This is a genomic window from Mesorhizobium sp. M7A.F.Ca.CA.004.12.1.1 (genome assembly GCF_003997835.1).
Taxonomy (GTDB): Bacteria; Pseudomonadota; Alphaproteobacteria; order Rhizobiales; family Rhizobiaceae; genus Mesorhizobium.
The window spans coordinates 1-10,223 of the sequence record NZ_RZRK01000139.1; the positions used below are offsets into that span (position 1 = coordinate 1).

Annotated in this window: 12 protein-coding genes; 10 read left to right on the forward strand and 2 right to left on the reverse strand. The window is 62.2% G+C overall.

The window, feature by feature from the left end:
- A partial coding sequence (locus tag EN984_RS10055; RefSeq protein ID WP_164765423.1) for a RidA family protein occupies window positions 1-436 on the reverse strand: 436 nt, incomplete at its 3' end.
- Window positions 437-574: 138 nt separating this feature from the next.
- On the opposite strand from EN984_RS10055, the gene EN984_RS10060 reads away from it, so the two are divergent.
- The 5 genes from EN984_RS10060 (at window position 575) to tsf (ending at window position 5,175) form a co-directional block, all read left to right on the forward strand.
- Window positions 575-1,402, forward strand: a complete 828-nt coding sequence (locus EN984_RS10060) for a cell envelope integrity EipB family protein (RefSeq protein WP_127269019.1) — start codon at window positions 575-577, stop codon at window positions 1,400-1,402.
- Between the two features lie 114 nt (window positions 1,403-1,516).
- Complete coding sequence (locus EN984_RS10065) at window positions 1,517-2,815, forward strand: hypothetical protein (RefSeq protein ID WP_127269020.1); 1,299 nt, start codon at window positions 1,517-1,519, stop codon at window positions 2,813-2,815.
- A 59-nt stretch (window positions 2,816-2,874) separates the two neighbouring features.
- Window positions 2,875-3,153, forward strand: a complete 279-nt coding sequence (locus tag EN984_RS10070) for a DUF4031 domain-containing protein (protein WP_027036667.1) — start codon at window positions 2,875-2,877, stop codon at window positions 3,151-3,153.
- Window positions 3,154-3,356: 203 nt separating this feature from the next.
- On the forward strand, window positions 3,357-4,145 hold the full coding sequence (gene rpsB, locus EN984_RS10075) for a 30S ribosomal protein S2 (protein WP_127269021.1): 789 nt from the start codon (window positions 3,357-3,359) through the stop codon (window positions 4,143-4,145).
- A 109-nt stretch (window positions 4,146-4,254) separates the two neighbouring features.
- Window positions 4,255-5,175 (forward strand): translation elongation factor Ts, encoded by a 921-nt coding sequence (gene tsf, locus EN984_RS10080; protein WP_127272504.1) that lies wholly within the window; start codon window positions 4,255-4,257, stop codon window positions 5,173-5,175.
- 21 nt (window positions 5,176-5,196) lie between these two features.
- Here tsf and EN984_RS10085 read toward each other — a convergent pair whose 3' ends face one another.
- The gene (locus EN984_RS10085) at window positions 5,197-6,123 is read right to left on the reverse strand and encodes a LysR family transcriptional regulator (protein ID WP_127383726.1); all 927 of its coding nucleotides are present in this window, start codon (window positions 6,121-6,123) and stop codon (window positions 5,197-5,199) included.
- Between the two features lie 115 nt (window positions 6,124-6,238).
- Here EN984_RS10085 and EN984_RS10090 point away from each other — a divergent pair, with 115 nt between their 5' ends.
- The 5 genes from EN984_RS10090 (at window position 6,239) to EN984_RS10110 (ending at window position 10,194) form a co-directional block, all read left to right on the forward strand.
- Window positions 6,239-6,775 carry a nuclear transport factor 2 family protein gene (locus tag EN984_RS10090; RefSeq protein ID WP_127270206.1) on the forward strand — a complete coding sequence of 179 codons (537 nt, stop codon included), beginning with the start codon at window positions 6,239-6,241 and terminating at the stop codon, window positions 6,773-6,775.
- Between the two features lie 27 nt (window positions 6,776-6,802).
- Window positions 6,803-7,909, forward strand: coding sequence for an aldo/keto reductase (locus tag EN984_RS10095; RefSeq protein ID WP_127270204.1), 1,107 nt, complete (start codon window positions 6,803-6,805; stop codon window positions 7,907-7,909).
- Window positions 7,910-8,047: 138 nt separating this feature from the next.
- Complete coding sequence (gene pyrH / locus EN984_RS10100) at window positions 8,048-8,770, forward strand: UMP kinase (RefSeq protein ID WP_013531760.1); 723 nt, start codon at window positions 8,048-8,050, stop codon at window positions 8,768-8,770.
- 100 nt (window positions 8,771-8,870) lie between these two features.
- The gene (frr, locus tag EN984_RS10105) at window positions 8,871-9,425 is read left to right on the forward strand and encodes a ribosome recycling factor (protein ID WP_013531759.1); all 555 of its coding nucleotides are present in this window, start codon (window positions 8,871-8,873) and stop codon (window positions 9,423-9,425) included.
- Window positions 9,426-9,459: 34 nt separating this feature from the next.
- A complete protein-coding gene (locus tag EN984_RS10110) occupies window positions 9,460-10,194 on the forward strand; it encodes an isoprenyl transferase (RefSeq protein WP_023812930.1) in 735 nt (244 codons plus the stop codon).
- Window positions 10,195-10,223: the final 29 nt, after the last annotated feature.

Genomic DNA, 10,223 nt, shown 5'->3' on the forward strand with positions numbered 1-10,223 from the left:
CCACTGCGGCATTAAGCGGCAGGCAGGCGGTGCCGACGGCGGAGCGCGCATGCTTGCCACGCTCGCCAAGGGCCGCCACCAGGAAATCGGAGGCGCCGTTGGCAACCAGATGCTGCTCGGCGAACTCAGGTGTCGAGGCGACGAAAACGGTGATCTTCACCAGACGGCTAATCTTCTCGAGGTCGCCGAGTGCTGCCTTGGCCTGCGCCAGAATGTTGATCGCGCAGTATTTTGCCGCATCCTTGCCACCTGCGGTATCGAGATCGCGACCTAACAGCCCGCTCGCCTGCAGCTTGCCGTCCTTGAGCGGCAATTGTCCGGCGGTGAACAGCAGATTGCCGGTCCGGCAATAGGGCACGTAGTTGGCGGCGGGCGCGGCGGCGACGGGAAGCGTCACACCCAGATCGCTTAGCCGCTTTTCGATTGTTTCACTCATGGTATTTCCCTATTGCTTGGTGACGCCGCGCCGGCCGGGCCGAAATTGCTATTTTTGCCTCGCTTCCGCCACGACTTTTTTTAAGCTGGACCATCTTTCCCTGCGGCCTGCCATCAGTCGCGACGATCGGAGTACCTCATGCGCGCAACGCGCCTCGCATTCCATGCCGTCCTGTTGTCGGGGGTCTTCTCGATAGGCCCTGCCTTCGCAGCGCCGGCGTTGCAAGCCCACCGCGCCGTCTACGATCTTACCTTGAAAAAAGCGTCCGATCAGTCCGGCATCACAGGCATATCCGGCCGCATGGTCTATGAGTTCAATGGCTCGGCCTGCGAAGGCTATACGGTGAAATTCCGCTTCGTCACCCAGATCGTCACCGCCGACAACACCAGGCTGACCGACCAGCAGACGACCACTTTCGAGGACGCCGAAGGCAAGACATTTTCGTTCGTGACAAAATCCTTCGTCGACCAGAATCTCGACAAGGAGGTCAAGGGCATCGCCACCAAAGAGACCAAGGGCCTGAAGGTCGACATCGACAAGCCTGAAAAGAACAGCGTCGAGCTGGCGACAACCCAATTCCCGACCCAGCATCTGGTCGAGCTGATCGGCAAGGCCGAAAAGGGCGAGAATTTTTACGAAACCAACCTGTTCGACGGTTCCGAAGACGCCAACAAGGTGATGACCACCACCGTCGTGGTCGGCAAGAAAACCGATGCCGACAAGGCCGACCCGGAAGCTTCGGCACTGGCAAAGCTCGCTACCGACAAATACTGGCCGGTCGACATCGCCTATTTCGACGACACCAACAAGACGGGCGAAGAGGTGCCGGAATACCGTATCAGCTTCAAGCTGCATGAGAACGGCATCACCCGCGATCTCGTCATGGACTATGGCGACTTCTCGATGACCGGCAAGCTGGTCAACCTGTCGCTGTTCGACCAGACGAAACCCTGTCCCGCCAAATAGTGCCGGTCTAGGCAGTTGATTTACCACGACACGGCGTGGTCGTAACGATCGACTTGAACGTGCCGCAATCGTCTCTCAACCTCTCCCCGGCGTCCAGGCGCGAGGGGGATCAGCTTGAGCAGGATCGATACATTCGTGGCGCCGCGGCCCAACCCGGCACTGATCAGGGCCATGACATCCGTCAACCGGATCGTCATGCTCCGCGGCATTCCCGGATTTCGGGATATCTTGCCGTTCAATCGCCTGGCCGGTCTGCGCGGCGTCTCAAATGTCCGCCATATCGACTTTCCCCACGCCGACCTTGAGCGGCTGAAGGCCAGTTGCGGGGCAGGGAAGGCGACCTTCATCACGCCCAATCATCCCGAGTTCTTCACCGACTGGATGATCGATAAGGAAATCGTGTCGCAGGTCAGCCCGCTCACGGCCTCATGGGCAACCAATGGTGTCGTCAACGGCCTTGGCCGGCTGATGCAGAAGTTCTGGCTGGCCAACAACCTCATCGCTCAGATTCCCGGCAATAGCGGGGCAGCCAAGGAACACTCCATCGCCTGGGCCTTGAAAGGCCATGGCGTGCTGCTGCATCCCGAAGGCGGCGTCGGCTGGCATGCCAATGTCGTTGCGCCTTTGCTGCCGGGTGCCATCGAGATGGGGCTGGAGGCCCTCAAGCGCGGCCGGGCCACGGATTCCGATTTCAAGGTCTGGATCGCGCCAGTCGTGTGGAAGCTCGCCTTCACCGGGAATGTCGAAGCGGCGCTGGCGAAGGAATGCGCTTATGTCGAGAAAAGCCTGAAAATAGAACGCCTTGCGACCGACACGCTGCCGCAGCGCATCCACCATGTCTATTCGGCGCTGCTGGCCCGCGATGAAGCAGCATCGGGCATGCCATCCGACGAAGGCGCAACCTATGCCGAGCGCCAGCAGGCGTTGGTTGCTGAACTCGGCCGCCGACTCGGCGAAAGCATCTCATTCGACGCTGCCATAACCGACACCGCAGAGCTTCTGCGGCGTGCGCGTCGCTGGCAACGCGAAAACACCGACGATACGGAACGGCAAAGCCAGGTCCGCGCGCTCGCCGATAGGGTTCAGAGGCTGCAGCGCATCGGACCCTGGGCCTGCGCCAATCCGCGCATCACCCAAGAGCAGATCGCCGAACATCTGAAGCGGATCCGCAACGACTATTGTCGAGGCGGGCTGCGCGACACGATAAACCGGTTCATTCCGCAGCCGGCCGGGCCGCGTTGCGCCCACATCCGGGTGCCGGAGGCACTGGGCTTGCATGAGCATGCGGGCTCGATCGACGATGCGGTTGCCGAACTGCACCGTCGCATGCAGGATACGGTCACCAACATTGTGGCCGAGCTTGCGGCCAATGGCGGCTTCATTTTCTATCCGAATCCATTCTATCGTCCCTGACATCCTGACGGGCCACGTGGCCCGCTGTGGTGGAGGATGGAAGGCAAACAGCAAGCTTCATGGCGGTCTATGTCGACGCAGCGATCTGGAACTGGGCCGGCCATCGCTGGTGCCATCTGTTGGCCGACGACACCGACGAGTTGCATCGCTTTGCCGCCCGGCTCGGCGTCAAGCGCTCATCCTACCAGGGGCCGCCCAAGACATCGGCGCCGCATTATGACATAACCGGCTTCGAGCGCGACCGTGCGGTGCGGCTCGGCGCCATCGAATGCAGCCGCGAGGAGATCGTCGCGGTCTTCCGGCGAGTGCGAGTGCCGAACGGGAAGATAAAGCGCTGACGGCAGGGCGCGGATCGTCGCACGCCGCATCACAGATCCCGCGGCGCTTGCGTTTATCGCGCATCCCCTCTATATGCGCGCTCATTCCACACACGGACTTTGGTGTCTGCCCGGGAGAAATCCGGCTGAAACCTCCGGTGGCGTTCGAGGACAAAGTCCAAAAATGCCTGTGTCCGTGGAGGCTAACCGGAAAGGAACTTTGAATGGCACTGCCTGATTTCAGCATGCGCCAGCTTTTGGAAGCTGGCATTCACTTCGGCCACCAGACCCACCGCTGGAACCCGAAGATGGCACCCTACATCTATGGCGCCCGCAACAACATCCACATCATCGACCTGTCGCAGACGGTGCCTTTGCTGCATCAGGCGCTTAAGCAGGTTTCCGACACCGTCGCCAAGGGTGGCCGCGTGCTGTTCGTCGGCACCAAGCGCCAGGCGTCCGAGATCGTCGCCGATGCTGCACAGCGTTCGGCTCAGTATTATGTCAACTCGCGTTGGCTCGGCGGCATGCTGACCAACTGGAAGACGATCTCGAATTCGATCCAGCGCCTGCGCAAGCTCGACGAGATGCTGGCCGGCGAGGCGCAAGGGTTGACCAAGAAGGAACGCCTGAACCTCGACCGCGAGCGCGAGAAGCTCGACAAGGCGCTGGGCGGCATCAAGGACATGGGCTCGACGCCCGACCTGATGTTCGTCATCGACACCAACAAGGAAGCGATCGCCATCCTCGAGGCCAAGCGCCTCGGCATCCCGGTCGTCGCCATCATCGATTCGAACTGCGATCCGGACAAGATCGACTTCCCGATCCCCGGCAATGACGACGCGGCCCGCGCCATCCAGCTCTATTGCGATCTGATCGCCAAGGCTGCGATCGACGGCATCGCCCGCCAGCAGGGCGCGCTCGGCGTCGACATCGGCGCTTCGGTCGAAGCTCCGGTCGAACCCGCGCTCGACCCGGCTCCGGCCCCGGCGTCGGAAGCTCCCGAAGCTTGATAATCGAAGGCCGGTTGCGGCCTTCATCTTTCTCATATTCTGGCACGCTAAACAGACGCACCATCGAATACCGATGGTGCGTCGGTGCATTTAAAACAAAGAGGCGACAATGAGCATTTCGGCTGCACAGGTCAAAGAACTCCGCGACTTGACCGGCGCGGGCATGATGGATTGCAAGGCCGCGTTGACCGAGACCAACGGCAACATGGAAGAGGCCGTCGACTGGCTGCGCAAGAAGGGTATCTCCAAGGCCGACAAGAAGGCTGGCCGCACCGCGGCTGAAGGTCTGATCGGCGTCGACAACGGCGTGCGCGAAGCTGCCGTCGTGGAAGTCAATTCCGAGACCGACTTCGTGGCCCGCAACGCCGCGTTTCAGGAAATCGTCGGCAACGTTGCCAAGGTTGCGCTGGCCTATGGCACGACGGAGGTTGTGGCCGCCGCAAAGTATCCAGGTTCCGACAAGTCTGTTGCCGACACCATCAAGGACGCTGTCGGCACCATCGGCGAAAACATGGGCTTCCGCCGCTCGGCCAAGCTCACCGTCCCGCACGGCGCTGTCGCTACCTACGTCCACAACGCGGTTGCCGACGGCCTTGGCAAGCTCGGCGTGCTGGTCGCGATCGAGACCACGGGCAATGAGCATGCAGCCAACGCCTTTGGCCGCCAGGTGGCCATGCATGTTGCCGCCACCAACCCTCTGGCGCTGACCGCAGAGCAGATCGATCCGGCCGCGGTCGAACGCGAGAAGGCGATCTTCTCCGACCAGGCGCGCCAGTCCGGCAAGCCGGAAGCGATCATCGAGAAGATGGTCGAGGGCCGTCTGCGCAAGTTCTACGAGGAAGTCGTGCTCCTGAAGCAGGCCTTCGTGCTCAATCCCGACATCACTGTCGAGAAGGCGCTGAAGGATGCCGAGAAGGACATCGGCGCCCCGGCCAAGATCACCGCCTACCTGCGCTTTGCGCTGGGCGAGGGCATCGAGAAGGAAGAGACCGATTTCGCCGCGGAAGTCGCTGCAGCGGTCAAGAAGTAAGCTGCCAAGCAGCTTTTCGGCTCAGGCAACTCGGCCGGGCGCTCGCGAGGGTGTCCGGCCGATTTCTTGTGTGACGTCGACAAAGGCGCGCAGCTTCGGTGCCATTGCCGCCCGGCGCGGAAAGTAGAGAAACAGGCCTGGTTCCTCGATTGCCGACTGCGGCAACACCTGGACAAGCCGACCAGCGGCCAGGTCGGCGCGCACCAGCGGCTCGAACACATAGGCCAGTCCCATTCCCGACAGCGCCAGGTCGATCGCGGCAAGCGAATCGGTGACGATGGCGGTGCCGCGCGTTTCCACGGCCACGTCCTTGCCGTCCTCCGTCAAATCCCAACGATAGACCGCGCCGGATCGCACCAGACGGTAGCCGATGCAATTGTGGGCGGCGAGATCGGCCAGGCTGTGCGGGCGGCCATGCCGGCCGATATAGGCTGGTGACGCTACGATGATCACCTGGAATGGCGGGGTCATCCGGATCGCGATCATGTCCTGCGCGATCATTTCGCCAAGTCTGATGCCGGCGTCAAAGCCTTCGCTGACGATATCGACCAATCCTTCATTGGCAAAGATTTCCACTGTCACATCCGGATAGCGCTCGGCCATGGCCGTCACCACCGGCGTCACCGCCATCGGGACGGCGATATGTGATACATTGATTCTGAGCAGTCCCGCCGGGCGACCCTTGATGCCGCGGATACGCTCCATCCGCTCGGCGATATCCTGCAGCGCGGGCTCGGCCGTCGCGACAAGCGCCTGACCGGCCTCGGTCAGCGATACGCTGCGGGTCGTGCGGGCAAAGAGCGGCGGGCCGATGCGCTCCTCCACAAGGCGTACAGCGTGGCTGACCGCCGAAGGGCTCATGCCGAGTTCGGCAGCGGCAAGCGCAAAGCCGCCTCGCCGCGCCACGGCGACGATAACGGGAAGGTGGCTGAGCAGGTCGCGATCCATTCATGCATAATATCGCATAGTCCATGCGAATAATGCAATCTTTTCGATGCCGGCCTGTTGGCCCACATTGTCGCCAGCAAACCGGCGACGGGCCGATGCGCAAAGGAGAAGAGACATGAATGCATTGAGGTATGCCACCTTCGCGGCGGGTATCGCGCTGGCGCCGGTCGATGCCGGCGGAGCCGAATCGTCCCCTGAAATCACGCTCGCCGATGAGCGCGCCGTCATACGCATCGCCGATGCCATCGACCGCGCGGTCGATGCCCAGGATTGGCGGCTCGCCCGTAGTTACTTCGCCGACCGCGTCACCGTCGACTTCAGCAGCCTGAGTGGGCAGCCTGCGGCCACCATCGCGTCGGACGACCTGATCGGGACCTGGGCCGCCAACCTCAGGGGCAACAAGACCAGCCTGCACCTGCGCACCAACCATCAGGTCGCCATCGACGGCGACGCCGCGACTGTCTCCTCCAACGGCTACGCCTGGAACCGGATGGAAGGCAATGGCGAACCGCTATGGGAAGTCTGGGGCACCTACGAACACCACCTGACCCGTTCGGGAGCCGACTGGAGCGTGGACGGCTTCACATTCCGCATGACGCATGAACGCGGCAACCCGTGGGTCAAGACGACCCCCGGACAGGATCGGCATTGAAGATTGGATCAGGATCGGAGCGACATCATGACCATGCCCTTCTACACCCTTGGCAGCAGCGGGCTTCGTGTCACCCGGCTGGCGCTCGGAACCATGACCTTCGGCACCGAATGGGGCTGGGGCGCCGACAAGGAGACGGCCCGCGCCCTGGTCGATGCCTATGTCGAGGCAGGCGGCAATTTCTTCGATACGGCCGATGCCTATACCGGCGGCACCTCCGAGACCTGGCTTGGCGAGTTCATAGCCGAACGCGGTCTGCGCGACAGAGCGGTGATCAGCACCAAGTTCAGCATGAATCTGGAGCAGGGCAATCCGAATGCCGGCGGCAACGGCCGCAAGAACATCATCCGCGCCGTCGAAGGCTCGCTGAAGCGGCTCGGCACCGATTATATCGACCTCTATGTCCTGCATGCCTGGGACAGGCTGACTTCACCGGAAGAGGTGATGCGAACGCTGGACGATCTGGTGCGCGCCGGAAAGATTCGCCATGTCGGTCTCTCCGACGTCCCCGCCTGGTACGCGAGCAGGGCGCAGTCCATCGCTGAGCAGCGCGGCTATGAACCGGTTTCGGCGCTGCAGCTCGAATATTCGTTGGTCGAGCGCAACATAGAGCATGAATTCGTGCCTTTCGGCACGCGCTATGGCGCCGGCATCATGGTCTGGAGCCCGCTGGCCAGCGGCTTGCTGAGCGGCAAATATCGTTCAGACACAATCAGCAACGCCGGCGGCAGGCTGGAGGCGATGCGCGGTTCGACCAATCCCGGCTTCCAGAAGTTCACCGACCGCAACTGGGCAATCGTTGCCGAACTGGAAAAGGCCGCCGGCGAGCTTGGCCGCGGCATGGCCCAAATCGCCTTGAACTGGGCGGCAACGCGGCCCGGTGTCGCTTCGGTGATCATCGGTGCGACGAGGCTCGATCAGCTCAGGGACAATCTCGGCGCGCTCGATTTCGAGATCCCCCAAGAGCTCCTGGCAAGGCTCGACGCAGTCAGCCTGCCGGTCACGCCGTTCCCGTACTCGTTCTTCGGTCCGGAAATCCAGGGCGGCCTTACCGGGGGCCAGGCCGTCGGCTGCAAGCCTGCGGGCTATTTCCCTGACCTGCTCATGGAAGGTGCATTTGCCGGCGTGAGTTGACAAAAGGCGAGAGAATTCCGGGAAGGGCGCCGCGTGACATCGCGGCGCCCTTCGTGTATCGGAACGCCATTGTTTCGGTGGCGCGCCTGCGCGAGAGCAGCCACCCGGAACGCGCCACATGCAAATGAAGAGGCCCAGATGACGGTGAAGCCCCTCTACCGACGTGTCTTGCTGAAAGCGTCGGGCGAAGCGTTGATGGGCGAGCAGCATTTCGGCATCGACGTGTCAGTGGTGGATCGCATCGCCGGCGACATCGCCGAGGCGCGTGCATTGGGCATCGAGGTCGGCGTCGTCATCGGCGGCGGCAACATCTTTCGCGGCGTGGCCGTTGCCTCCAAGGGCGGCGACCGTGTTACCGGCGACCACATGGGCATGCTTGCCACGGTGATCAACTCGCTGGCGCTGCGCACGTCGTTGAACAAGATCGGCGTCGACGCCGTGGTGCTTTCGGCGATCGCCATGCCCGAACTTTGCGAGAGCTTTTCGCAGCGCCAGGCGACCGCCTACATGAACCAGGGCAAGGTGGTGATCTTTGCCGGCGGCACCGGCAATCCATTCTTCACCACTGATTCGGCCGCGGCCCTTCGCGCCGCTGAAATCGGCGCCGACGCGCTGTTCAAGGGCACTCAGGTCGACGGCGTCTACTCGGCGGACCCGAAGAAGGATCCGAATGCGACGCGTTTCGAGCGCATCAGCCATGGCGAAGTCATAAATCGCGGCCTTTCCATCATGGATACTGCTGCGATTGCACTTGCGCGCGAAAACAACATTCCGATAATCGTCTATTCGATCCACGAAAAAGGTGGTTTCGGCGATATTCTGAGGGGCGGCGGCCGCTGCACGGTCGTCGCGGACGATTGATCGGCGGCCTGACCCGAAAAGGGAAGCCGGTTTTCGAAAGTTCGATTCGAAGACGGCCCCGAAGCAGTGAGCCCGCATTAGACGGGTCGAGGAGATAAAGATGAGTGGTGAGTACGACGATCTCAAGCGGCGCATGGATGGGGCCATTGCCGCGTTCAAGCATGATCTGGCCTCGCTGCGGACCGGTCGCGCCTCCAGCAATCTGCTCGATGCGATCCAGGTGCAGGCCTACGGCACCACCATGCCGATCAATCAGGTCGCCAACGTCTCGGTGCCGGAGCCGCGCATGATCTCGGTATCGGTATGGGACAAGTCGATGGTTGGCGCGGTCGACCGCGCGATCCGCGAATCCAATTTGGGGTTCAACCCGATCGTAGACGGCACCAACCTCAGGATTCCACTTCCCGAACTTAACGAACAGCGCCGCAAGGAACTGGTCAAGATCTCGCACACCTACGCCGAGAATGCCCGTGTCGCCGCGCGCCATGTGCGCCGCGACGGCATGGACTTCCTGAAGAAGGCGGAGAAAGACGGCGACATCAGCGAAGACGATCAGCGCAAGCGCTCGGACCAGGTCCAGAAACTTACCGACGAGACGATCAGCACCATCGACCACCTGCTTTCCGATAAGGAAGCTGAAATCATGCAGGTTTAGGGTCATGGCCGCCGGCTGACCCGAAAGCGAGAACATGGCAACGCCCGCGCATGTCGCGATCATCATGGACGGAAACGGACGCTGGGCCAAGGCGCGCGGCATGCCCCGTCTTGCGGGCCACCGTGCCGGTGTCGAGGCGCTGCGCAAGACGGTGCGCGCGGCACCTGGGCTCGGCATTTCCTACCTGACCGTCTATGCTTTCTCGTCGGAGAACTGGTCGCGGCCGAAGTCCGAGGTCAGCGACCTGATGGGCCTCTTGAAAATGTTCATTCGCCGTGACCTTGCTGAACTGCACCAGAGCGGTGTGCGGGTTAGAATCATCGGTGACCGGGCAGGGCTGCAGTCTGATATCAGGGGACTGCTCGACGAGGCCGAAACGCTGACGGCCGCAAACGAATCGCTGACGCTGGTGATCGCCTTCAACTATGGCGGACGAGACGAAATCGTTCGTACGGCACAAAAGCTTGCGGCGGCCGTGGCGCGTGGCGAACTCGACGCCGAGGCGATATCAGCCGAAAGCTTTGCCGGCGCGCTCGATACGCAAGGCATTCCCGACCCGGAACTGGTCATTCGCACCAGCGGCGAGCTCCGGCTGTCGAACTTCCTTCTGTGGCAAGCCGCCTATAGCGAACTCGTCTTCCTGCCTTGCTACTGGCCCGACTTCAGCCGCGAGCACCTTGCGGAAGCTTTGCGTGAGTTTGCTGGCCGCGAACGCCGTTTCGGCGGACTTGGGGGCCAGGACGTCGCTTCGCGACCGGCCGCGGGATGAGCAATCTTCAACTGCGTATCGTTTCGGCG